The 24682-nt window shown below is 67.7% G+C and carries 22 protein-coding genes; 1 reads left to right on the forward strand and 21 read right to left on the reverse strand.

Annotated elements, in window-relative coordinates; genetic code table 11:
* Positions 1-10: 10 nt before the first annotated feature.
* The 5 genes from IFT65_RS01605 to IFT65_RS01625 form a co-directional block, all read right to left on the reverse strand.
* Positions 11-337, reverse strand: coding sequence for a thioredoxin family protein (locus tag IFT65_RS01605; RefSeq protein WP_192079611.1), 327 nt, complete (start codon positions 335-337; stop codon positions 11-13).
* Between the two features lie 4 nt (positions 338-341).
* On the reverse strand, positions 342-761 hold the full coding sequence (locus tag IFT65_RS01610) for a host attachment family protein (protein ID WP_192079614.1): 420 nt from the start codon (positions 759-761) through the stop codon (positions 342-344).
* Between the two features lie 105 nt (positions 762-866).
* The gene (locus IFT65_RS01615; protein WP_192079615.1) at positions 867-1559 is read right to left on the reverse strand and encodes a YjjG family noncanonical pyrimidine nucleotidase; all 693 of its coding nucleotides are present in this window, start codon (positions 1557-1559) and stop codon (positions 867-869) included.
* Between the two features lie 553 nt (positions 1560-2112).
* On the reverse strand, positions 2113-4107 hold the full coding sequence (locus IFT65_RS01620; protein WP_192079618.1) for an HWE histidine kinase domain-containing protein: 1995 nt from the start codon (positions 4105-4107) through the stop codon (positions 2113-2115).
* Positions 4108-4114: 7 nt separating this feature from the next.
* Positions 4115-4570, reverse strand: a complete 456-nt coding sequence (locus IFT65_RS01625; protein ID WP_249404986.1) for a response regulator — start codon at positions 4568-4570, stop codon at positions 4115-4117.
* 149 nt (positions 4571-4719) lie between these two features.
* Between IFT65_RS01625 and atpC the strand changes: the two genes are divergently transcribed.
* Positions 4720-5175, forward strand: coding sequence for an ATP synthase F1 subunit epsilon (gene atpC, locus IFT65_RS01630; RefSeq protein ID WP_192079620.1), 456 nt, complete (start codon positions 4720-4722; stop codon positions 5173-5175).
* Between the two features lie 68 nt (positions 5176-5243).
* Here the strand turns inward: atpC and glgX are convergent, their stop codons facing one another.
* From glgX to moaA, 16 genes are all read right to left on the reverse strand, one after another.
* Positions 5244-7370 (reverse strand): glycogen debranching protein GlgX, encoded by a 2127-nt coding sequence (glgX, locus tag IFT65_RS01635; RefSeq protein WP_342365827.1) that lies wholly within the window; start codon positions 7368-7370, stop codon positions 5244-5246.
* Entirely contained in the window at positions 7336-7554 is a 219-nt protein-coding gene (locus IFT65_RS01640; RefSeq protein WP_192079624.1) for a DUF2934 domain-containing protein, read from the reverse strand. Before IFT65_RS01640 ends, glgX begins: the two co-directional genes overlap by 35 nt.
* The gene (gene treY, locus IFT65_RS01645) at positions 7544-10111 is read right to left on the reverse strand and encodes a malto-oligosyltrehalose synthase (RefSeq protein ID WP_192079626.1); all 2568 of its coding nucleotides are present in this window, start codon (positions 10109-10111) and stop codon (positions 7544-7546) included. Before treY ends, IFT65_RS01640 begins: the two co-directional genes overlap by 11 nt.
* Positions 10108-11997 (reverse strand): 4-alpha-glucanotransferase, encoded by a 1890-nt coding sequence (gene malQ, locus IFT65_RS01650; protein WP_192079628.1) that lies wholly within the window; start codon positions 11995-11997, stop codon positions 10108-10110. The genes treY and malQ overlap by 4 nt, the downstream gene beginning before the upstream one ends.
* On the reverse strand, positions 11994-13736 hold the full coding sequence (treZ, locus tag IFT65_RS01655) for a malto-oligosyltrehalose trehalohydrolase (protein ID WP_192079630.1): 1743 nt from the start codon (positions 13734-13736) through the stop codon (positions 11994-11996). Before treZ ends, malQ begins: the two co-directional genes overlap by 4 nt.
* A complete protein-coding gene (glgB, locus tag IFT65_RS01660) occupies positions 13733-15967 on the reverse strand; it encodes a 1,4-alpha-glucan branching protein GlgB (protein ID WP_192079632.1) in 2235 nt (744 codons plus the stop codon). The genes treZ and glgB overlap by 4 nt, the downstream gene beginning before the upstream one ends.
* A complete protein-coding gene (glgA, locus tag IFT65_RS01665) occupies positions 15964-17505 on the reverse strand; it encodes a glycogen synthase GlgA (RefSeq protein ID WP_274602774.1) in 1542 nt (513 codons plus the stop codon). The genes glgB and glgA overlap by 4 nt, the downstream gene beginning before the upstream one ends.
* Positions 17506-17829: 324 nt before the next feature.
* Positions 17830-18312 (reverse strand): YetF domain-containing protein, encoded by a 483-nt coding sequence (locus tag IFT65_RS01670; RefSeq protein WP_192079634.1) that lies wholly within the window; start codon positions 18310-18312, stop codon positions 17830-17832.
* 75 nt (positions 18313-18387) lie between these two features.
* Positions 18388-19056 carry an ATP-binding cassette domain-containing protein gene (locus tag IFT65_RS01675; RefSeq protein WP_192079637.1) on the reverse strand — a complete coding sequence of 223 codons (669 nt, stop codon included), beginning with the start codon at positions 19054-19056 and terminating at the stop codon, positions 18388-18390.
* Entirely contained in the window at positions 19046-19729 is a 684-nt protein-coding gene (modB, locus tag IFT65_RS01680; protein WP_192080111.1) for a molybdate ABC transporter permease subunit, read from the reverse strand. The genes IFT65_RS01675 and modB overlap by 11 nt, the downstream gene beginning before the upstream one ends.
* A gap of 3 nt (positions 19730-19732) precedes the next feature.
* Positions 19733-20473 carry a molybdate ABC transporter substrate-binding protein gene (gene modA / locus IFT65_RS01685; RefSeq protein ID WP_192079639.1) on the reverse strand — a complete coding sequence of 247 codons (741 nt, stop codon included), beginning with the start codon at positions 20471-20473 and terminating at the stop codon, positions 19733-19735.
* A 25-nt stretch (positions 20474-20498) separates the two neighbouring features.
* Positions 20499-21020, reverse strand: coding sequence for a molybdenum cofactor biosynthesis protein MoaE (locus IFT65_RS01690; RefSeq protein ID WP_192079641.1), 522 nt, complete (start codon positions 21018-21020; stop codon positions 20499-20501).
* A gap of 2 nt (positions 21021-21022) precedes the next feature.
* Complete coding sequence (locus IFT65_RS01695; protein ID WP_188327122.1) at positions 21023-21283, reverse strand: MoaD/ThiS family protein; 261 nt, start codon at positions 21281-21283, stop codon at positions 21023-21025.
* Positions 21280-22551: a gephyrin-like molybdotransferase Glp gene (gene glp, locus IFT65_RS01700; RefSeq protein WP_192079643.1), complete on the reverse strand. Its 1272-nt coding sequence runs from the start codon at positions 22549-22551 to the stop codon at positions 21280-21282. The genes IFT65_RS01695 and glp overlap by 4 nt, the downstream gene beginning before the upstream one ends.
* Positions 22548-23546, reverse strand: coding sequence for a bifunctional molybdenum cofactor biosynthesis protein MoaC/MoaB (moaCB, locus tag IFT65_RS01705; RefSeq protein WP_192079645.1), 999 nt, complete (start codon positions 23544-23546; stop codon positions 22548-22550). Before moaCB ends, glp begins: the two co-directional genes overlap by 4 nt.
* A gap of 8 nt (positions 23547-23554) precedes the next feature.
* Positions 23555-24574 carry a GTP 3',8-cyclase MoaA gene (gene moaA, locus IFT65_RS01710; RefSeq protein WP_188327119.1) on the reverse strand — a complete coding sequence of 340 codons (1020 nt, stop codon included), beginning with the start codon at positions 24572-24574 and terminating at the stop codon, positions 23555-23557.
* Positions 24575-24682 lie beyond the last annotated feature (108 nt).

Below are 24682 nucleotides of genomic sequence, written 5' to 3' on the forward strand. Positions count from 1 at the left end.
CATGCCAACCTCAACGCCCCAACGTTGCCGCCAAGGCGTCGAGATCGTCTGCGACAGCGGGACGCACTACCCGGCCTACCTCCTGCCCGTCGCGCAGCAGGATCAACGTCGGCCACAGTTTTACGCTGAAGGAGCGACCCAGTGGCCGCCCCTTCCCATCTTCAACCCACTGATGCGGCACGCCGCGCTGCTGCACAAACGCTGCGACCAGCGGCTTGGCCAGTTGGCAGTGCCCGCACCAGGTCGCGCCAAACTCCAGCAGCAGCCAGCCGCTGCCCGCATCAATCTGCGCGCGGGTCGGTTCGCTGGCCATCGCGGTGTCAGGTGCGGTCTGCATGCTGTCAGCTCAGTGCGCGCTGGATGTCTTCCAGCGGTGCGTTGGTGAAGTCCTTCGCCAGGTCGCGTACGAGTCGCGACTGCACTTCTTTGTGCAGTTGCGGACGGATACGTCCCAGCGTCTGCGGGTCGGCGATCAGCACCAGGTGCGCATAGCGGTTGTTCAACGCATCATCGTTGAGCTGCTCGGCCAACTGCTTGGCAAAGGTCGCTTCGTTGAGCTGTGAAATGGTCATGTCTTTCGGCACCGCGCCCGACGGGCCTTGCCCGGACACACCGGCATCACTGACATCACGCAGCACCAGCTCATCCTGCTGCTTGAGCTTCAACTCCGTCTTGCTGCCGACGTTGGTGAACACGCGCGCAGAACCGCCGTCAGCCACGACAATCAGGGTACCTTCGGGAATGGGGGTGTGCTCGGTCATGGCGTGTGCTCCGCTTGAGGTGATCAGGAAAGTAGTTACCACCGTAGTGACACGGATGTAAGCATCCTGCGTGCCCGGTGTGTGCGTACCGTGCATTTCCCAACCTCAGCAGGCGGCGAAACGTGTCGGGATGTCGCGCAGCGCGTGCACTTCAAGCGTGGGCGTCGCACTGCCGTCGTTCGGCAGCCGTGCGGGATTGAACCAGCAGCTGTCGATCCCGTAACGGTTCGCGCCCAGCACATCCGCCTCCAGGCGGTCACCGATGATGACCGTCTGCGACTTGACGAACCGGCGCGCCATCGCGGTGCTGAAAGCGAAGAAGCGTTCATCCGGCTTCGCATGTCCACAGGCCTCGGACGTGGCAACGAAGCTGATGCGATCTGCGAGGCCGGATACGGCGATGCGCCGTGACTGCACGTGCTCGATGCCGTTGGTGATGATGCCGATCTCGCCCTGCGCGGCCAAGGCATCGCACAGCGCACGTGCGCCGTCGATCAGGACCACCGTCTGCGGCAGCCAGTCCAGATAGGAATTACTTGCCCTGCGCGGATCGGCATCGATGCCATGCAACGCAAACAGCCGGCGGAAGCGCTCGACCTTCAGCACATCCTTGCTGATCTCACCTTGTTCCAGCGCGGTCCACAGACCCCGGTTTATCCCCTGGTAGTCCGCGAACACCGCCTCTGCCGTATCGGGCACCCCAAGACTGGCGAGCATGCGCTTGAAAGAAAGCCGCTCCGAGGCCCTGAAATCCAGCAGCGTGTCATCCAGATCGAGCAGGAACAGGCGGTATTTCATGCGGTGCAGCGTGGGTCGTGGGAGCTGCAGGCTAGCACCCCGATGCGTGGGGTGCACAGGGCAACACCTACCACCGGGATGCCGCCGACGCTGTCAGATTTGCCCCTTGCTGGACGAGAACCGCTCCGCGAGGGCTGACGCAGCTGCATCTGATTGGACAAAAAAAACACCCCGTCGTTGCCGACGGGGTGCCTGCGCGTTCGATGACCACGTGCGCTTGCGTGGATCAGGCCGCTTTAAGGACCTGACGATAATCGTCGTTACTGGCGATTATGGTTTTTGCGCCGGTAACGTCGGTCGCCTCCCGAGCTGTCCACGCTGATTACTCGCCACGTCGAAACCAATACAGCCCCTTCAGCTGAGCATTGGCCCCCCAATACTCACGTGGTGGAGCTGGCGGGACTCGAACCCGCGTCCGCAACGCCTCCTCTTTGCTTCATACAGCCATAACCCCGTTGCCAACGACTGCGTGAGGGTGCGTCCCGATACCGGCGACGCAGGGCTATTGAAACAGGCGCGGACGCACGCAGCTTTCAGGAATCGCGCATGGGGCTCAGTGGCGCCGCTGCCGGACCAACCCGGCCAGGGCGCGGGCGGTGCTCGCCGCAGCGGCCGGCTTCTGCAGGCGCACGCAGGCGGCCTGCATCCCGCTTTCGACGGTGTCGTCATAGCCGGTGACCACCACATAAGGCAGACCCGCCGCCTGCAGCGCCTTCACCAAGGACGCCTCTGCTCCCCGTCCGAGGTTGAGATCGACCACCGCAGCATCCACGTGGCCCGTGCACAATGCATGCAGCGCGGTGGCGGCCGACGAATGGGGGCCATCAACCTCGGCACCGGCGCTGCGCAGGGCCGCGGCGGTGTCGTGCGCCAGATAGAAATCGTCCTCGACCACCAGCACCCGGCAGCCGGCCAGCAGCGCCGCATCGCCCAGGTCGACCGATCCACCGCCCACGCCGGCACTGCTCGGCGCGTCGGTCTGCAGGATGCTGTCACGCTGGCGCAGGGGGAACGAAATATGCGCCTCGGTGCCGTCCGGGCTCATGCGCAGGTGGCCCTCTCCGTCCAGCTCGTACGGAATGCGCTCTTCCACCAGCGCCGTCCCGAAACCACGGCGACGTGGCTGCTGCCAGTCGTCGCGCGGCGCATGGGTCTCCCGCCAGCGCACGTCCAGCCACCGTTCCGGCCCCCCTTCGCGCAGCGACCAGGTCACGTCGACCCGCCCGCTCGGCTCGCGCAATGCACCGTGGCGTACCGCATTGCTGGCCAACTCATGGATCGCCAGCGACAGCACTTCGGCGGCCTTCGGTGGCACCACGGTCGATGGCCCACGCAGCACCACCCGCGACCCGGTCGCCGCGTGCGAGCCCAGTTCGTCGGTCAGCAAGGTGCGCAGATCGATGCCCACGTTCGCTGCACGCGTCAGCAGCGCCTGCGTGCGCGCAAGGGACATCACCCGGCCCGACAACCGCTGCGCATAGTCCTCCACGCTGGTCGCCGACTCGCGCGTCCGCAGCGTGATCGATCCGATGGTGGCCATGATGTTGCGGACACGGTGCTGCAGTTCGGCCACCAGCACGCTCTGGTGCTCGGTCCAGCGGCGTTCGTCGGTCACGTCACTGGATATTCCCGCGATGCGGGTCACCCGCCCCTGCGCATCGAACAGCGGAAAAACGGTGTCGCGGATCCAACGGAACTGGCCATCGGACGGCCGTAACACGCGGAATTCATGTACGCGCCGGGTGCCGTCGCGGACGTCGCGCAGCGTGCCGATCGCGGCGTCCCGGTCGTCGGGCACCACGCGTGCCGCCCACTCCCGCAGCTCGCAGGCCGCCTCGTCAGCGGCGATGCCGTACACCGCATCGAAGGCGGTGCTCTGCAGCTCGGCAGCCAGCGTATCGGCGTCGCGTATCCACAGCACATCGGACGAGGCCGCAGCAAACTGCCGGAAGCGCTCTTCATTGAGACGCAGGCGCTCGTTGCTCAGACGCAGCTCGGCCTCTGACCGTTCGCGCTCCACGCGCGCGACATGCTCGGCGGTGGTGTCGAACATGGTGACCAGCACGCCCTCGATGTCACCGTGACCGTCGCGCAGCGGGCTGTAGGTGATGGTGAACCAGACATCCTGCAGCGCGCCACGCCGGTGCAACGGATAGCATTTGTCGGAGAATACGAGGGTTTCGCCCTGCCACACCCGGTCGTAGATCGGCCCGTTGATGTGCCACACCTCGGGCCAGCACTCGGCGGTAGGCTGCCCCAGGCCGGCCGGATGCTTTTCCGCCATGATCTCGGCATACCCGTCGTTGTAGATCTGCAGCAGATCAGTGCCCCACAGCACGATCATCGGGAAGCCATGGGCCGCCATGAGATCCACCGTGGCCTGCAGGTGGGGCGGCCATACGGCCTGAGGACCCAATGGGCAGGCGGTCCAATCGTGCTGTCTGATGCGGTCGGCCATGCCAATACCGCTGCGGTCCTTCACCCGCGTGCCGGGCGCTCGTCGCTGGCCGTCGGTGCGGTACAGGGAGGGGTCCGTCTGGCTCGCCATGGGGGTGTCACCCACCCGGGATCGCAGTCGGCGGACCCATCGCGGTCTGCAGGATGCGCGTCAGCGCTTCCAGCCGGTAGGGCTTGCCGCAGCGCGGGGTGTCGGAGAAGCGCTCCGGCACGTTGTCGTCGTAGCCGGACGTGAGCACGAAAGGAATATTGCGTTCAGCAAGCCGGTCCGCGAGCGGGTACACCAACTCACCGCCCAGGTTGATGTCCAGCAGGGCACCGTCGATCTCCTGCTCGTCCACCAGCTCGCCCAGTTTTTTCAGGTTTCCAGCCGGGCCTACTACTTCCACACCCTGCATCTGCAGGTATTCCACGAGGAACATGGCGATGTTGTACTCGTCCTCGGCAACCAGCACCCGCTTGCCGTCCAGCCCGCCTGTGTCCTTCATCGTTCCCGTCACGCGTTCCTCCTGCTTGTGCGCGCGCTCGTTGAATGCGCTGCGCGGTGCTGCCATGGGTATGGGGTGGATGATGCTGCAGATGCAGGGCAACGCAACGTGAGGGATGGGTTCGGCAGCGGTGATTGCGCGATTTGCGTCAGATCACAGCGCCGTGGGCTCGAAACGAGGACGCTGTACGTCACCTCTGTCGAAAGGCGATATCCATGACTGCCGCCGCTCCGCTCGTGCCCGCCGCCGTCGCCCAGTCAACGACAAGCTTCCCCTTGCAGGTCATCAGCCTGACGGGCGCATGCTGGGAAGGGCGGGTGCGCGAAGCCAGCGTCCCCGGTGCAGAGGGGCGGTTGGGGATCATGGCAGGCCACCTGCCCCTGCTGGTGCCGTTGCGCGAAGGTCTGGTCCGCCTGTTTCCCGAGCAAGGCGAAACGCCCGTGGACATCCATGTGACCGGCGGCTACCTGGAGGTGCAGCCTGACCAGGTCATCGTGCTGGCCGACCTCGCTTCACGCAGCAGCGCACTGGACGCAGCACGTGCCGACGAAGCCCGCCAGCTGGCGACCTCGCCGCTGGCTGCGGCCCTCACCGACGACCGCTATGGTGCTGTGCACGCTGAACTGGTCGCCCACCTCGCCCACCTGCGCCGCCCGCTCCGCCATCGCTGAGCGGCCGCCGAGCCGATCACGACCCGCGGGCAAGCGCAGTGATCGGCCGGCGTGCCGATGTCGCTGGTTCAGCTGCTGCTGGCTGCGAGCAGGCAGAGGCTGTATGCGGGCATCAACCACACACCGGATTCGTCCGGCTGCAGCGCCACCTCCGGCGTCTGCAGCAGCACCTTGCGGAATTCGGCGTCGTGCAGGGTTGCGCGGAACGGCTGCGGCTCGGCCTCTGCATTGATCAGCAGGGCCAGGCTGAGATGGCGACCGGTATCGCTCGCAGCGTTGTCCACGCTGCGCCCGTCGAGCACGATCACCAGCCCCCTGCCCTCGCTGTCGTGCCAGTCAGCCGGCTGCATGGGCGCGCCGTCGGGGCGCAGCCAGTGGATATCACCCGCAAGGTCGCCTTCGCGCAGGAAGCGATTCCTGCGCAGCAGGCCATAGCGACGACGCAGGGCAAGCAGGCGACGCACGAACGCTGCCTGTGCCTGTGCCGGTGGCTGGCCTGCGCGTTCCCAGTCTATCCACGCCAGTTCGTTGTCCTGGCAATAGACATTGTTGTTGCCGCGTTGCGAGTGACCGAACTCATCGCCTGCCAACAGCATCGGCGTGCCCTGCGAAAGCAGCAGGGTGGCCAGCAGGTTGCGCATCTGCCGTGCACGCACGCTGCGGATCACCGGGTCGTCGGTTTCGCCTTCCACGCCGTGGTTGCTGGACAGGTTGTGGCCGTGGCCATCACGGCCCTGCTCACCGTTGGCATCGTTGTGCTTGTGCGCATAGCTGACCAGGTCATGCAGCGTGAACCCGTCATGCGCGGTGATGAAGTTGATGCTGGCCGACGGTCGTCGGCCGTGGTGGTCGAACAGATCGGCCGAGCCGGTGAAGCGCGCGGCGAAGCCGGGCAGCTGTCCGCCGTCGCCACGCCACAGGGCACGCGCCGTATCACGGAAGCGGTCGTTCCACTCTGCCCAGCCGGGCGCGAACGCCCCCAGCTGGTAACCCCCCGGGCCGATGTCCCAGGGTTCGGCGATCAGTTTGACCTGGCTGAGCAGCGGGTCCTGTCGCACGGCGTCGAGGAAGCTGCATGACGGATCGAAGCCGTGCTTTTCCCGGCCGAGGATGGTCGCCAGGTCGAAGCGGAATCCGTCCACCCGCATTTCGGTGACCCAGTAGCGCAGGGAATCCATCACCATCCGCAAGGCGCCGGCATTGGTCAGATCGAACGTGTTGCCGGTACCGGTATCGTTGATGTAGAACCGTCGGTCGTCGGCCAGCCGGTAGTAGCTGGCGTTGTCGATGCCCTTGAACGACAGCGTGGGCCCGAGCTCGTTGCCTTCGGCGGTGTGGTTGTAGACCACGTCCAGGATGACTTCCAGCCCGGCGTGGTGCATGCGGGCGACCATCTGCTTGAACTCGGCCACCGTACCCAGCGACAGATAGCGCGGGTGTGGGGCAAAGAAGCCGATGGAGTTGTAGCCCCAGTAATTGCGCAGCCCCTGCTCAAGCAGATGCTGGTCATCGATGAAGGCATGGACCGGCAGCAGCTCGATGGCAGTGACACCCAGGTGTTTCAGGTGATCGACCATCGCGTCGTGGCGCAGGGCGGAGAACGTGCCGCGGTCTTCAACGGGGATCGCAGGATGACGCATGGTCAGCCCGCGCACGTGGGCCTCGTAGATCACCGTGTGGTCCCACGCGGTGGCAGGCGCGCGTTCATTGCCCCAGCTGAAGGCCGGGTCGACCACCGCGCAGCGCGGCATGTAGGCGGCGCTGTCGCGCCGGTCGAAGCTGAGGTCACGGTCGCGGTGGCCGATCGTGTAGCCGAACAGATGGGGTGCCCACTTCAGCTCGCCGACGATCTGCTTGGCATAGGGGTCCAGCAGCAATTTGTTGGGGTTGAAGCGGTGCCCCGCTTCCGGCGCATACGGGCCGTGCACCCGGTACCCGTAGCGTTGCCCCGGCCGCGCATCGGGCAGGTAGCCGTGCCAGATCTCGTCGGTGTACTCGGGCAGCGCGATGCGTTCGCGCTCGCGGCCGCGCGCATCGAACAGGCACAGCTCGACCCGGGTGGCATGCCGCGAATACAGGGCGAAATTGACACCGAGTCCGTCCCACGTCGCGCCCAGCGGGTAGGGTCGGCCTTCGCGTACACGCGATGTCTGCGTCCACTTACGCGTGGCCATCTCCCGCCTCCGCCGTGACATCGGCGGGCGACGCAGCCGGATCGGGCTCGCTGTCGCGGACACCCTTCATGACGGTCATGTCGGCCTGGACCAGGCGCTGGGCCATGTGCCAGTGGCGCAGCTGCTGCCCATCAGGACGCCCTTCGGCTTCCCATATCTGGTGGGCCAGCGCCGCCGTGCGTTCGTCCCGTTCCTTATCGTCCACGTTCTTCTCCCGTTTCAGTTACCCATACCGCGACCGGGCCGCCATCCAGCAGTGCACCCGGTCGGTCAATGTCCGTCGACGCCAGGCGTCGCCCATCCAGCAGATTGCGCCACGGCCGTGCGCGCAACCGGTCGTCCATGTCCTGCAGTACCGCGTGGGACGGTCGGGCGCAGCGCAGGCCGTCCATTCCCTCCGCGCGCTCCAGCGCACCGCATCGGTCCACCAGCAGCAGCACGGCCTCGCCGTCGTGCTCCCGGAGCAGCGCCATGACCGCGTCATCGCCCTTCACTGCCAGCTGGCGAAGCGGTGCATGGCGGTAAAGGTCGGGATGGCGCGCGCGATGCTGCAGCATCGCCGCCAGCATCAGCGCCTTGGGCGCCCCGTCAGTCCATTCCTGCAGGCCAGCGGCCCACGGTGTCGTGTCGGTCAGCCACTCCCTGCGCTGCTCGTGGTCCACGGCGCGTCGGTTGTCTGGATCGACCAGGCTGAAATCCCATCCTTCGTTGCCCTGATACAGATCGGGCACGCCGGGGCAGCCCAGCTGCAGGGCGAGCTGCGCCAGACCCAGCCGCGCGCCCATCGGCGCGATACTGCGCACGAAGGCGTCCATCGCCGAACGCAGTTCGCCCGCCGCGGGGTGGCTGCCCAGCCACTCGATCCACTGCAGCGCGGCCTGTTCGGCCACTTCGTCCGGCGCAGACCAACGACTGACCCGTTTGCCCTCCCGTAACGCCTTGCGCAGCCAGTCACCGACCCGCTCGAAGTAAGCGGACTGTACGGCCTCGGCCCGCAGCGGCCAGCTGCCCAGCAGCGTCTGCCACAGCATCAGCGTCTCGGCGCCTGGCAAGGGACACGGGTGTCCCGCCTGTTCGGCGAGCGTGTTCCAGTGCGCCACCTGTTCCTGCCACACCGCCACATTCCAGCTGAGCGCGGCCAGCCGACAGCGCGCATCCGGGCCCCGTTTGTGATCGTGCGTGGCGACGGCCAGCAGGGCCTGCGGCCAGTGCGTGCCGCGTTCCTGCGCCAGGGCTACGAAGGCGGCGGGCGGCAGCGCGATGCGCGCGGGATCGCTGCCCACCTCATTGCGTGACAGCATGCGCGCATGTCGATAGAAGGCCGTGTCCTCCACGGCCTTTGCGTTGAGCGGTGCGGCCACCTGTTCGAAGCGGGTCCGCAGGGCGGCACTCTCCGGCGTGTCCGCCGCGAGCAGGCTGACGATGCGGTGCAGCGCACTGCGCTCGGCTTCATCCAGGCTGCCCGCTGCTGCCTCGCGGGCGCGTTGCATCCACCCGTGGTCGGCCTGCGAGCGCAAGCCGTGTGTGCGGTAAACCGGGAAGTGCACGAGCAGCGCGGATGTTGCCCGGGCGAACATGCCGGGGGTGAGGTCGGCAGTGGCTGCATCGTCCCCTGTCAGGGCCTGTAGTTGGCGCAGGAACCGATCCAGGTCAGGCCGCAACGAGCCGTCCAGGACCTGCTGGCGTGCCTGCCGCTGCACCGCATCGAAGTGGCGCGCATCCTGGCTGGCGGACTGCCACAGCGCCTGCAGGGCGGGTTCACTGCCCTCGGCATGCAGCACCGCACCCACCTGGTCCATGAAGTCATAACCGGTGCTGCCGTCACAGCACCAGTCTTCCGGCAGGGCCTCACCATCGGCGAGGATCTTTTCCACGTGCAGGGTCAAGGTGCCCGGCGCCTGGCCTGCGGCCGCGCCTGCAGCGTCCAGTGCGAAGCGCAGCCGGCGCAGGTAGCCGGCGGGGTCGGCCAAGCCATCGACATGGTCGATGCGCAGGCCCTGCACGCGGCCCTCGCGCACCAGCCGGAGCGGCAAGGCATGCACTGCATCGAAGACCTCATCGCGCTCCACGCGCAGCGCTACCAGCCCGCTGATATCAAAGAAGCGGCGATAGTTCACCACGTCCGCGCCCGTGCGCCACCACGCCAGCCGATACGCCTGTCGCTGCAGCAGGTCATGCAGCCGCGCCGGCGATCGCCTGCAGCGTTCGGTCCACGTCTCCCAGCTGTCCGCCGGTGCGGGATGGCTGAGCGGCGACAGCGGCAACCGCAGGTCATGGTGCCGCAGTTCGGGGCCTTCGCTGCCCACCTCCAGGGTCACCGCACCTTCTGCCAGAGCGGCCTCCAGCGGACGGTCCAGCACCGGCAACCACACCTTGCCTTCGCAGCCGGGCGCGTCCCACTCGATGTCGAACCAGTCGGCGTACGCGCTGCGACGACCGTGCCGAAGCACCTCGTGCCACCACGGATTCGCCGGGCTGGCCGCCATGTGGTTGGGCACGATGTCGAGCACGATGCCCATGCCGTGCGCCTGCGCGGCCTGGGACAAACGGGCGAACCCCGCTTCCCCGCCCAGCTCGGCGCTGATGCGGGTGGGGTCCGTGTTGTCATAGCCGTGGGTCGAGCCGGCGGCAGCCTGCGCCACCGGCGAAAGATACAGATGACTGATGCCAAGACGGGCGTAATAGTCGACCTGTGCCGCTGCCGCGTCGAAGTCGAAACCCGCATGCAGTTGCAGGCGGACCGTAGCGCGTAAGGTGTTCATGGGGTGCTCTCTTTACCCCGCTGGCCCGCAAAGGCGGCGAGGCGCGCGCTGACCGCGCTTTCATCAAGGTGCAAGGGAACCCGTCGGCGCCAGTTCGGGTGTTCGCTGGTGGTGCCCGGCAGGTTCGGTTGTTCTTCCAGCCCCAGCGCATCTTCCAGCGGCAACAGGGCGAGGCGCGCCGGCGAGCGCGCCGTCAGCGCAAGGGCGTCGCGTTGCAGGTCGCCGCTGTCCAGACCTTCGTCAGCGACCCGCTCGGCCAGCTGCTGCACGTCGCGTTGGCGTTGCTGCCGTGCCGTGCGGGTGGCGGATTCGTCGTTCCAGCCAAGCCGCTGTCGCCACGCCAGGTCGGTACCGCGCAACCAGCCGGAGAGCGGTGGCAGATCATGGGTCGAGGTCATCGCCACGGCCGTTTCGCGCCAGCGCGCTGGCGGCCACACGCCCTTCTCGTCACGGCTGAAGGCCAGCACGTCCAGACCCAGCACGCCCCGCGATGCGAGTGCGTCGCGGATGCCAGGCGGCACCACGCCCAGGTCTTCGCCGATCACCAGGCAACGGTGACGCCAGGATTCAAGCACCAGCAGGTTGAGCAGGTCGTCGAACGGCTGATCGAGGTAGACGCCTTGGCCGGCGCCCGCCCCCCGCGGCACGACCCACAAGCGTCGCAGTCCCAGGATGTGGTCGATGCGGACCCCGCCCCGCTCCGCCATGACGGCGCGCAGCAGGCTGATGAACGGCGCGTAGCCCTGCGCGCGCAGGGCCAGCGGCGAATAGCCGGTGATGCCCCACGCCTGTCCGTGCGGATTGAAGGCGTCAGGTGGTGCACCCAGTTCCAGGCCCCGCAGCACCGCATCGGCATTGGCCAGTGCCTCGATGCCGGACGGGTCGAATCCCACGGCGAGGTCTGCGATCAGGCCGATCTGCATGCCCTCGCTGCGTACCTGCTGCTGCGCCTGGCGCCAGCTTGCCTGCGCCAGCCATTGCCCGAAAGCGAGCAGCGAAGCCGGCGTGCGCGACAACGCTGCCGTCTGCTGGCTCCAGTGCAGCAGATCGTCACCGAGCGCCTGCATTCCGGCTGCGATGGACTGCCATTGCGCGGGCTGCTGCGTCTGCAGCCACGCAGGCAACCGGCCGATCCACTGCCATTTGGCTGCAGCGGCGGCTGGCCAGTCGATCAGCGTCGCCGCTTCATGTCGTGCCAGCGTCTGATCGAGAACGGGGTCGGCATGCCGGACTGCGGCGGCGGCCTCGGCAAGCACCTGGACCGGTGAGGCGTGCACGGGCTCGAGCCAGCGGCGGTCACTGGGCGAATATGGGCTGTAGGCATCGGTGATCGGCATGCTGGCGTGGATCGGCGACAGTGCCATGGACGTAGCGCCGTGCAGGCGCAGCGCCCTGCCCCACGCAAGCGCACCGGTGCTGTCGCCTATCCCGCCATCGTCCTGGCCACGCAGACCCTGCACCTGCAGCGCAGCGCCCCACGGTCGCACGGACGCACCGGCGTGCGGGAACCACGCCTGTGCCGGCGATACGGCAACGCGTTGCTGCCGTCCGCCCTGCAGCCACGCGTAGTAGCCGGGCTGCAGCGGCGCACCCCAGCGGCCCCTGCTGTCACGCAGCGCCGGCTGCTCTTCACCGCTCTCGGCGCGCCAGAGGGCCGCAGCGTCGCCTGCACCCGGAATGATGAGCGGCTGACCGCATACGGTGGTCAGCAGCGGTGCGTCCGCTGCGCACTGCTCGGCTCCCCCTCGCAAGGTGGCCAGCACAGCGCCCAGCACCTCCGGCGAGACGGTCCGTTCGATGCCACTGACGTCGGTCCAGTGCGGATGCAGGCCAGCGTCCACCGCGCGGCGCTGGAGGTCAGCGTCGCCGGGTGCCGGGCGGCTCATGACGCCACCCAGTGCACGCGGATGCCGCCGCCGGCCGCGAGGTGCGCCGCCTGCGAATCACCCTGCGCACGCACCACCTGGCCGTCGGGCAGGCTATGCGCAACGTCGGCTGGGCCGGCATTGAATGCGACCCACCACTGTCCTTCGGGCAGCTGCCAGCCGGCCTGGACGGCCTGCGGGCCCAGTACCCTGGCGCCCAGCGAGCGCGCATGCGCCAGCGCGGGTTGCAGGTAGCGCCTGCGCACGGCCAGCAGCGCCGCGAAATCTTCGATATGCGCAGCGGCCAGGGCATCGTCCGCCGGCGGCAGCGCGACCCGCGAGCGTTCAAACGTGGCGATCGCGTTGGGATCCGGTATGCGGTCCCGCTCGGACTGCGAAGAAAATGCCGCGAATCCGGCGAACTCGCGACGCCTGCCCTCGCGCACGGCCTCGTCCAGCGGCGGCGCGAAGTCGGTGAAGAACTGGAACGGCTGCCGCGCGTGCCACGGCTCCCCCATGAAGACCAGCGGCACCATCGGGGTCAGGAGGGTCAGCGCCTGGACAGCGGAGGCGACCGCCGGCGTCACCTGCGTGCACAGGCGATCACCGAAAGCACGGTTGCCGATCTGGTCGTGGTTCTGCGCGAAGATCACGAAATGATCGGCCGACACATCCGCACTCGGCTCGCCACGCATCTCGCCCTTGTGATTGCGCTCACCCTGCCAGCCAAACCCTTCGGCGAGCGAGCGTGTCAGCAGCTCGGCCGCGCGATCCGCATAGTCCGCGTAATACCCCTCGCGTTCCCCGGTCACCATCACATGCAGGGCGTTGTGATAATCGTCATTCCACTGCGCCTGGAAGCCCGCGCGCAGCCAGTGCGCCTGGTTGCGCTCGTTCTCCAGCACCAGGTGGATCGGCCGGTCCGCGCCGCAGTGCGTGCGCACGCTGTGCTGCAGATCGGCAAGGAAATCGTTGGGTACGATGGTGTGCACCGCATCCAGGCGCAGGCCATCGAAGCGATACTCCTGCAGCCACATCAGCGCATTGTCGATGAAGAAACGGCGCACCTGCGGTTGCCGGAAGTCGATCGCTTCGCCCCAGGGCGTGGGCGCATCGGTGCGGAAAAAAGCGGACGCGTAGCGCGACAGCAGATTGCCTTGCGGACCGAAGTGGTTGTAGACCACATCCAGCAGCACGGCCATTCCCTGCGCGTGCGCCTCATCGACCAGCGCCTTGAGCGCATCGGGATGGCCGTACACTTCGGCCGGAGCGTACGGGAACACCCCGTCGTAGCCCCAGTTGCGGCGTCCCGGGAACTGCGCGACGGGCATCAGCTCCAGCGCCGTGATGCCCATCGCGGCCAGCGCAGGCAGTTGGGCGCGCAGTCCCTCGATGCCCCCACTGCAGCCGAGATGCACCTCGTAGATCACCAGCTCGTGCCACGCGCGACCTGTCCACTCGTTTTTCCACGCATGCCCGTCGACGGGCAGCAGCGCACTGGCGCCCTCTACCCCGTGCGGCTGCCAGCGCGACGCTGGGTCGGGCACCTGCTCGTCGCCATCGATCCGGTACCGGTACGGCGCACCGGCGCTGCCGGCGGCGTCCACGCTGAAGCACCCGTCCCCCTCCCCGTGCATCTGCAGCAGATCGCCGTCCAGCACCAGCGCGACCTCGCGTGCATCCGGTGCCCACACGCGGAACTGATAACACCCGTCGCCGATCGGCCATGCGCCGAGGCGCCCCGCGACCGCTACGCTCATGCGTCGACCTGCAGATACAGCGTGGACAGGGGCGGCAGTGTCAACTGCAGCGAGTGGGGTTGGCCGTGCATCGGCTGGGCCTGCGACTGCAGCACCCCGCTGTTGCCGAGATTGCTGCCGCCGTAGAACATGCTGTCGCTGTTGAGGATCTCGCGCCAGCGACCGCCCTGCGGCACGCCGACCCGATACCCGTGGCGCGGCACCGGGGTCATGTTGCTGACCACCAGCAAGGGCGGTGCCAGACCGTGTGGATCATGACGGATGAAGGCCAGCACGCTGTTGCGGTGATCATCCCCCACGCTCCACGCGAAGCCGCGCTCGTCCTGCTCGTCGCGGTGCAGCGCGGCCTGCGACTGCAGCACCCGGTTGAGATCGCCGACCAGGCGCGCGACGCCTTGGTTCAGCGGCCTGCCGGCCTGTTCCCAGTCCAGCGATGCGTCGTGGTTCCACTCGTGGCTCTGGCCGAACTCGCCCCCCATGAACAGCAGTTTGCTGCCGGGGTGCGCCCACATGAGCGCGTAATACGCACGCAGGTTGGCGAAGCGCTGCCATTCGTCGCCTGGCATCCGCAGCAGCAACGAGCCTTTGCCGTGCACCACTTCATCATGCGACAACGGCAGCACATAGCGCTCGGAAAACGCATAGACCAGGCCGAAGGTCATTTCACTGTGGTGATGGCACCGGTGGATCGGATCGTGCTGCATGTAGTTCAGCGAATCGTGCATCCAGCCCATGTTCCACTTGTGGCTGAAGCCCAATCCGTCCTGCGCTACCGGCGCGGTCACGCCTGGCCACGCAGTGGATTCTTCGGCGATCACCATCACCTGCGGATGGCGCTCCAGCAGCGTGGCATTCATCCGCTGCAGGAAGGCCTTCGCCTGCAGGTTCTCGCGCCCGCCGTACTCGTTGGCGACCCACTCGCCCTCGTTGCGGCTGTAATCGCGGTACAGCATCGAGGCCACTGCATCCACGCGCAGGCCATCGATGTGGAAACGTTCGATCCACTCCAGGGCACTGCCCAGCAGGTAGCCGGCCACTTCATTGCGGCCGTAGTTGTAGATCAGCGTGTGCCAGTCCTGATGGAAGCCTTCGCGCGGGTCGGCGTGCTCGTACAGCGCCGTACCGTCGAAGCGTTCCAGTCCGTGCGCATCAGTCGGGAAGTGGGCACTCACCCAGTCCACGATCACGCCGATCCCGGCCTGGTGGCAGCGGTCGACGAAGCGGGCGAAGTCGGCGGGGCTGCCATGGCGCGCGGTCGGCGCATAGATGCCCAATGGCTGGTAGCCCCACGAGCCACCGAAGGGATGCTCGCTGACCGGCAACAGCTCGATATGGGTGAAGCCGAGATCGTGTACGTGCGGAATCAGGCGGTCGCCCAGCGCATTCCAGTCGTACGAACCGCCGTCGGTGTCGTGCTGCCAGGAGGCTGCATGCACTTCATAGATGGACAACGGGCGATGTTCGTTGCGGCTGCGCTGCTGCATCCACGCATCGTCGTGCCAGCCGTGCGGCTCCATCGGGGCGACGCGTGAGGCTGTCGCGGGTGGCAGTTCGGCCCAGCGCGCCATCGGGTCCGCCTTGTCCGCCAGCACATGGCCGTCCGCGCCGGTGATGCGGAATTTGTAGCGCGCGCCGACCTGCACACCCGGGATGAAGATCTCCCAGACGCCGGCCTCATGGCGCAGGCGCATGGGATGGCGACGTCCGTCCCAACTGTTGAATTCCCCGACCACGGCGACACGCCGCGCATTCGGGGCCCACACCGCGAACCGCACGCCATCGATGGCATCGACCTGCTGCGGCAGCGCACCGAGCGCGCGCATCGCCTCGCCGTCACCGGCCGCGACGCCGCGCAGCGCGGCATCACTGAGCAGCGGCCAGAAGCCATACGGGTCATGCACGATCTGCTCGCCATCGGGCCACTGGATGCGCAGCAGGGCCAACCCCGCATTGGGCACCTCTGCCTGGAACAAGCCGTCGCCCTGCACCGCGGACAGGCGGACCTCGTTCGCCTGGCCGGCGATGCGCGCATGCACAGCGCGTGCGCCCGGCAGCAGCACGCGCAGTACATGGCCGCCGCGCCCGTCACCATGCACGCCGAGCCAGGCAAACGGGTCCGCCGGCTCGCCCCGCAACAGCGCGGTCAGCTCGGCCGGCAGGTGCGCCGCGGGCTCGTTCGGTTCATCGGGCTGCGGGTTGGCAGGATGCAGAGTCGCGTCCAGCGCCATCATGCAGCCACCTGCCGGGCCTGACGGTACAGATCCAGGTATTGGCGCCCGGCGATGTCCCAGCCGCTGGGCCGCAGCATCGCGGCGCGCTGCATGGACTGCAGCAAAGCGGGCATGCGGAACGTACGCAGTGCGCGCTCGACGCAGCGGCGCATCACGTTGGCCGTCGGCTCGTGGAACAGGAAGCCGGTCACCCCGTCATCGACGGTATCCACCAGGCCGCCGGTAGCGTGGGCGATCGGCAGGCAGCCGAAGCGCTGGGCGTACATCTGGCTGAGGCCGCAGGGCTCGAAGCGGGAAGGCATCAACAGGAAGTCCGCGCCCGCGAACATCTGCCGCGCCAGTTGTTCATCGAAGCCGATCCAGGCGCCGACCTGGCCGGGAAAACGCTGGGCCAGCGCGCGCACTTCGTCCTCGACCTGCGGCTCGCCGCCGCCGATGACGACCAACTGGCCACCGGCCGCGACGATCTGCGGTGCGACGTCGCAAGTGATGTCCAGGCCCTTCTGATGCACGAGGCGACTGACCACCGCGAACAGCGGACCGTCACTGTCACGCAGGCCGAAGGCCCGACGCACGCTGGCCGCGTTCTCCGCCCGGCCGTCGCAGGCCTGCACGCTGAAATGCGCGGACAGGTGCCGATCCGAGCGCGGATCCCAGCTGGCGTCGATGCCGTTGACGATGCCACTGAGGTGCCCGCCTGCCGCGCGGCGTGCCAGAAGTTCGTCCAGCCCGCAGCCATCGGCCGGCGCGGTGATCTGCTCGGCGTAGCGCAGGCTGACGGTGTTCAGGCGCGTGGCATTGACGATGCCCGCTTGCAGGTAGGACATGTGGCCGAAGAAATGCATTTCTTCCAGATGTTCCGCCGGCACGCCGATGGCCTCGGCCAGCGCATACGGGAACAGTCCCTGGTAAGCGAGATTGTGGATGGTCAGCAGGGTTGCCACCGGCGTGGCATCCCAGCGCACATACGCCGCTGCAAGCGCCGTCGGCCAATCGTTGAGATGCAGCAGGCCCGGCGTCCAGTCCATGCCGGTGCGGCCGGCCGCGATCTCCGCGGCGGCGTGCGACAGGGTCGCGAAGCGGATCGCATTGTCTTTCCACTCCTTGCCGGCTTCATCCACGTAAGGCGAGCCTTTGCGATCGAACAGCGGCCCGTTCAGCAGCACGTAGATCGGCAGCCCATCGGACTGCAGGGCACGACCAATCCGACTGGCCGGCAGATGGCCACGCGGTGCCACACTGCCGACCACCTCGATCGTCGGCAGCCGCGCCAGCACGTCCGGGTAGCCCGGAATCAGGACGCGCACATCACACGCACCCCGCAACGCGCGCGGCAGCGAGGCGGCGACATCGCCCAATCCGCCGGCCTTGATGAAATCGGCCATCTCCGAGACAACGAACAGGACCGGCTCACCGCATTCCACGACCGTCATGGCCGGGGTGAAGCGTCCACGCAGGTCGCGCTGGCGCGAGCGCTGGCTCGCCTTGCGCGCGCTGGAGAGGGATTGCGGGCGTTTGAACGGGGGAATGCTGCTCATGGGGCGTGCTCGATGGGGCGTGCAGGTGGGTGCACCCTGCAGCCCGGGGGAGCTGCGTGGTGGTTATCGGAATCGGCGCGGGCGTGGGGGACGCTGGCGAAGCTCGTGGGTTGAATCTATACCCCCTATCAATCAACCCTCCGTGAAAACAAAGAGTTGTCTTTGTGACATTGTGTGATGTGCGCCGAAGCGGGACGCATGAGCACGCCACACCGCCCTGAATGGCGCGCTGTCACAGCGCGCTTTTCAAGTGGATTCCGTGCGATCGCGACCCTCCGCCGTGCCGTGGCGCGGATCACTTAACCGTTCATGCGGAGGCGCCGGTCACGGTTCGTCGCGATAGGTGGTGATGCTGATCTTGCCCGATGTTTCCAACATCGCCAGTTCGATGTCGGCATGCGCGCGACACCCCTGCGCGCGCATCGCCACATCCAGGTCGGCCGGTGACAGGTTGCTGTGCTTGAGCTGATTCCAGAACACCTGGCCGTTGCGTACCAGCACCACGGGGGCGCCCTCGACCAGCCGGTCCAGCCCGCGGCTGCGTGCGGTCGCGAAGCCGACCAGCCAGTTCAGCGACAACAACGTGGCCGCGAGGATCAATCCCCCCAGCAGTGAGCTGTCTTCGCCGATCAGCGAGTTCTGCACGGCGTTGCCGAGCAGCACGATCACCAGTACATCGAACGCGGTCGACTGGCCGAGCGAGCGTTTGCCGCTGAACCGGGTCATCAGCAGCACCACCACGTAGACCGCCACGGCACGCAGGATGAACTCCCACCAGGGCATCGTCAGGTGCCACAGATCGTCCACGTGTATCGCTCCCGCACCTTGGTGATGCAGGTGTTCTAGAGCAACCGATGTGCGTGCGCCGTGCACGCGCCGGGCTCAGTCAGCGGTGACCGAGCCGTCTGCCAGGTGCACGACCTGCTGCCCGAACATCGCCACATCCTGGGGATCGTGGCTGATCAGCAGGAGCGGAATGCCCGTCTGTGCCAGTACGCTCTTCAGCTCACTGCGCAGGTGGTCTCTCAGGTCGTGGTCCAGGGCCGCGAACGGTTCGTCCAGCAACAAGGCGCGTGGCCGGGTGACCAGTGCGCGCGCCAGCGCGATCCGCTGCCGCTGCCCGCCGGACACCTGCGCCGGATACAGATCCCCCAGGCGATCTATCCGCAGCAGGCGCAACCAATGCGCAACGTCGGCATCGCGGGTATGGCGGCGCGGGTTCAACCAGCCACGCTGGAGCCCGAAGGCGACGTTCTGGCGCACGGTGAGATGGGGAAACAGCGCATAGTCCTGGAACACGTAGCCCAGGCGGCGCTCGCGGGCCGGCAGGCAGATCGATGCGGCCGCATCGAACACCACCTGCCCATCGAGCACGATGCGTCCGGTGTCGGGCCGCAGCAGGCCGGCGATCGCCTTCAGCGTCAGGCTCTTGCCCGCACCGGACGGTCCGAACAGCACCAGCTGCCGCTCGCTGGCCTGCACCTGCACCTGCAGGTGGAAATGCTGCCCGGCCGACTGCAGGTGGCGCTGGATGTCCGCCTCAAGCCACATCACGCATCTCCTGCCGGCGGCTGCCCACCAGTCGCGCTGCCAGCAGCAGCACGACAATGCACACCACCGACGTCAACAGCACCAGTGCGTTCGCACGGCCATCCTGTCCGGCCTGCACGGCTTCGTAGATAGAAATGGACAGGGTCTGGGTGCGACCCGGAATGCTGCCGGCGATCATGATGGTGGCGCCGAATTCCCCCATCGCACGGGCGAACGCCAGCAGCAACCCGGCGAGGATGCCGCGCCACGCCAGTGGCAGGGTGATCCGGAAGAACACGGCTGCCTCGCTTGCGCCCAGCGTGCGTGCGGCCTGCTCCAGCTGCCCGTCGACCCCCTCAAAGGCCGCCCGCGCTGGCTTGAACACCAGCGGCAGCGCGGCAACGGCCGCGGCGATCACTGCCGCCTGCCAGGTGAACACGAGGTTGATGCCGAAGCTCGATTGCAGCCAGCCACCCAGCGGCCCGTTGCGGCCGATCAGCACCAGCAGGTAATAGCCGAGCACGGTGGGTGGCAGCACCATGGGCAGGGTGAGCACGGTGTCCAGCAGTTCGCGGCCAAAGAAACGGCGGCGCGCCAGCAGCCACCCCAGGCCCACGCCGAGGAAGAGGTTGATCGCGGTTGCCCAGCCTGCCACCTTCAGCGACAGGCCCAGCGCACTCCAGTCCAGGTCGATCATTCAGGGCGTGCTGAAGCCGTGCCGGCGCAGGATATCCACGCCCTGGGGCGAACGCACGAAGGCAATGAACCGCAGTGCCTCGTCACGCTTGCCACTGGCCTTCACCACCGCCAGCGGATAGGTGATCCCGCCCTTGACCGGCACCTCGAAGGCGCGTTTCACCCGGTCGGGCATGGCCTGCGCATCGGTGGCATAGACGAACCCGGCATCCACTTCGCCGCGCGACACGTAATCCAGAGACTGCCGCACGTTCTGCGTGGTGATCGCCTTGGCCTGCACCGCGGTCCACAGCCCCGCTGCCTGCAGCGCGCCCCGCGCATAGCTGCCTACCGGCACGCTGTCCGGATTGCCGACCGCGATACGCTTCACCGCGGGCTGCGCCAGCGATGGCAGGCCGGTCAGGCGCGCCGTGCTGCGGGTCGGCACGATCACCCACAAGGCGTTGCGCGCGAACACCTGGCGCGTATCGGCGTCCACCTCGCCCCCCCGCACGGCCTTGTCCATCGTGGCTTCATCGGCGGAGGCGAATACATCCACCGGCGCCCCGCGCACGATCTGCTGCAGCAGCACGCCGGACGCGGCGAAGTTCAGGTCCACCTTGCTGCCGGGATGCGTCTTCTCATACGCGCCGGCGATCTCGCGGAAGCTTTCGGTCAGGCTGGAGGCAGCCGATACAGTGAGGTCGGCCGCCGCCAACGGCGCACTGGCCATCAGCAGCAACGTTGCGATCAAGGTTTTCATACGGGGCTCCTGCAGCATGCGGGTATCAAGGCCCGCGCGCAGCGGTTGCTGCGGCGGCGTCTGCGGTGAGGGCACCGGGCGTCGCCGGTCCATGACCAAGTTCGCACAGCGAGCAGCCTTCGCTCCAGACGCTGTCGCCTCCCTCGTAGTGCTCCTGTTTCCAGATCGGGCTGCGGTGCTTCACCGCTTCGATCAGCGCACGGCATGCCTTGAAGGCCTCGTCGCGATGTGGGCTTCCTGCGGCCACCACGACCGCGACGTCACCCACCGCAAGGCGGCCCTTGGCATGGGCGACATACAGCTTCAGCAGCGGCCCGTGGGCAGCGCGCACCTCGGCCACCAGGCGCTCGAACTCCGCCAGCACCAGCGGATCGAACAGGTCATAGCTGATGCCCAGCACCGCGCGCCCCTGATTCAGATCGCGCACCTTGCCGATGAAGACATCGATGCCACCAAAACCGGGATCGGAGACGAAGCCGATACCCTCTGCCGGATCAATGGCGTCGCGTTCGCGCTCGACGATCTTCCAGGTGTCCTGTCGCTGCATGCTCAGCCTCCACTGACCGGTGGCAGGATCGCCACGCGGCCATCCTCGGGCAGCGCATCCTGGTCACGCAGCACGCGCTGCTGATCGGCGAAGGCCGAATACTCCAGCAGCCCCGCACGGAACGCTGGCCAGCGCGTGGGCAACAGATCGCGCAGCGCGCTGCGCAGGTCCGCCACACGGTCCCCGCTGACCTGCAGCCGGATCTCCCGCGCCGCATCCAGTTCCGAAAATGCGCCAAACAACTGCACGGTCATTTCTCTCATGTGATCTCCTGCGGGGCGGGCACGTGCGCTGCAAACCGCAGCGCGTCGGCATGCCCCCAACTGAATACCTGCACCGCGCTGCCCGCCGCGGCCTGCTCGCCCGCCCCGTCCAGCACTGCCCAGCCCGTTGCCTGTACCGTCGCCTGCAGCCGGAACGATTCCTGGCCTGCCAACGGCCGCGCCGTCAGCCGCCCACTGGCATCTGCCTGGATGACCGCACGCGTGTGGAAGCGCAGCCCGGGCGGCGTGGCCGTGTCGGTGGCCAGTGCCACCTGCACGCCCTGCTCATCCACCAGGCCCAGCATGCGGCGCAGCATCGGCTCGACGAAGAAGCGCTGGCCGACGGCGGTCGACGCCGGATTGCCGGGCAGGCCGAAGTACGCCGTGCCGTCCGCCAGCACGGCGAACAGCAGCGGTTTGCCGGGCCTGATCGCCACCTTGTGGAACACGATCCGGGCGCCGCGCGCACGCAGGGCATCGGGGATGAAATCGTAGCGGCCGGCCGATACCGCACCGGTGCTCAACACGATCTGCGCCCCCGCGGCCAGCGCTTCGTCCAAGGCTCGGTTGAAGCGTTCCACCTCATCACCCACCACGACGTCGGCAACCACCTCGGCACCCGCCGCAGCGAGCCGGGCAACCAGATACGGCCGGTTGCTGTCGCGGATCTGGCCGGACTGGAGGGCCTGTGTGGCATCGCTGACCAGCTCTTTACCGGTGGCGATGATGGCCACACGGGGCCGTGCCCGCACGCTCACCGTACCGATGCCGATCGCGTGCAGCAGCGTCACGGCGTTGGTATCGAGCAGTGTGCCGCCCGCCAGTATCTGCTCGCCGGTCGCCACGTCCTGGCCACGGCGGCGCACGAACTGGCCGGGCGTCACGACCGCGCGCAGGCGGATCCGCGTGGGGCGACCGTCCGCTGTCTGCAGTACCTCTACGTCTTCGATCGGCACCACGCTGTCCAGCCCCTCCGGCAGCCGGGCACCGGTCATGATCTCCCAGGCCCCCGCGTCGGCGACCGCACCGTCATCGCCCGCCGCCTGCCAGCCTCGGATATCGAACTCGGCGCCCTGATCGGCGGCTTCGCCGGCCAATCGAAGCGCGAAACCGTCCATGGCCGAGTTGTCGAACGGGGGCAGACATTGCCCACTGCGGACGGCGTCTGCCAGCACCCGGCCGGTGGACGCTGCCACCGACACCGTTTCGGCCGGCTGCAGCCCGGCGGCGTCGCGTACCAGCCGCACGGCGTGGTCATAGGGGATCATCGGTGCTGCCCGCCCTGCACCATCGCCAGCGCGTGGCCGAGCAACGGCGCCAGTATGTCCAGGCATTGCGCCGCGGCGCGCGGGCTTCCGGGCAAGGCGAAGACCAGCATGCCGCCCACCTGCACCACCTCGGCACGGCTCAGCCACGCGGTCGGCGTGTGCTGCGCACTGAGTGCGCGCAGCATCTGCGCCAAGCCGGTAACCGGCCGTCCGCCGAGCGACTGCAGCGCTTCGGGCGAAAGATCGCGCGGACCCAGCCCGGTACCGCCCGTGCACAGACACAACTGCACACCGGCGTCGGCCAGCGCCCTCACCTGCGCGGCAAGCGGTTCGATCCCATCCGGCAGCACCTCACTGGCCACCACGTCGGCGCCCAGCGCCTGCAGGCCCGCCACCAGGATCGGGCCGGACCGGTCTTCGTACTGACCCTCGCTGGCGCGGTCGCTGAGGGTCAGCACCGCACTGCGCGCACCGTCCAGCCGGTACGCCGCACGCGGCGCATAGCGCTGGGTTTCCCGCTCATCCATGCCCTGCGGGTGGACCCACAGGCCGCGTTTGCCGCCTTCCTTGAACAACAGGCGGATGCCGCTGATCTCCAGCGCAGGCTCGACCGGCTTGCTCAGGTCATACAGGGTCAGCAGCGCTGCGTTGACGCCCGCCAACGCTTCCATCTCGACGCCGGTACGCGCCTCGCTGGCACACTCACACCAGACCCGGATCGCGTTGCGCTCGGGCACGGCGGCGCAGTGCACACGTACCAGTTCCAGCGGCAGCGGGTGGCACAGCGGCATCAACGCCGAGGCCATCTTCGCGCCCTGCAGACCGGCTATCTCGGCCATCACCAGCGCATCGCCCTTGGGCAGGCGGCGCTCGACGATCAGCGGATACGCCACCGGCCCGGCAAGCAGTTCACCCACGGCAACCGCGCGACGACGGGTGACGCGCTTGTCGCGCACGTCCGCCATGTGGAAGGCCGCGCTCATGTCCTCACTCATTGTCTTTCTCATCCTCCAATGGAGGCCAGGTGCGGGATCAGACCCGTCTGGCCCTGGTGCAATCCGTGCCCGGCCGCCTTCAACCCGAGCTGGGTGGTGATGCGGGCCAGCAGGGCATCGAAATCGTCGTCGGACTGCAGCAGCGGGCGTAGCGGCACACCGAACTCGCCGAACAGGCACAGCCGCAGGTCGCCACGCGCGGTGACCCGCAGGCGATTGCAGCCGGCGCAGAAATCACGTGCGTACGGGGCGATGATGCCGACCGTTCCGCGATGTCCAGGATGGCCGAATTCGCGCGCCGGGCCGGCATCGGCTCCACGCGGCCGTTCGCTCCAGCCTGCCGCCAGCAGCTGCGCGATGATCACATCGGCGCGCAGGTGATGGCGTTCGAAATAGGCTTCGTTGTCGCCGGTGCGCATCAGCTCGATGAAGCGGATGCTGACCGGGCGCTCGCGCAGGAAGTCCATCCACTGCGGCAGCTCGTCATCGTTGAGGCCGCGCAGCAGCACCGCGTTGAGTTTCACCGACGGCAGCTCCAGCGCCTGCGCCATCTGCAGCCCCTGCAGGATCTCGGGCAGCCGGTCGTGACCGGTGATGGCCTTGAAGCGATCGCGCTGCAGGCTGTCCATGCTGACGTTGAGCGCGGTCAATCCCGCCCGGTGCCATCCCGGCAGCCGTCTCGGCAGCTGGGTGCCGTTGGTGGTGATCGCCACCTTGCGGATACCCGGCACGGCCGCCACGGTTTCGATGATCGCATCGAGATCCTTGCGCAGGCTGGGCTCGCCGCCGGTAAGCCGGATCTTGTGCATGCCCAGCGCCGCGAACGCGCGCACCAACCGGCCGATTTCGTCCAGCGCGAGAAAGCGCGGACGCCCATCGGCCTGGTAGCCGTCCGGCAGGCAATAGCTGCAGCTGAAATTGCAGGCTTCGGTCAGCGAAAGACGCAGGTACGGGAAGCGCCGGCCAAAGCCATCGCTGAGCGGCGGCGCCGCCGCTGATCCTGCTGCTGTGTCTGCGCGCTGCGCCATGTCCTGACCTTGCCTGCGTTCTTCATGCATAGCGATCAAGGCTAACCGCCGCGGCGTCGACAGGGCATGACTGAGCCGCTTGAACCCTGCCGCGAGGAGGCCTGTTCG

Source organism: Stenotrophomonas sp. CFBP 13725, from assembly GCF_014841935.1.
GTDB lineage: Bacteria > Pseudomonadota > Gammaproteobacteria > Xanthomonadales > Xanthomonadaceae > Stenotrophomonas.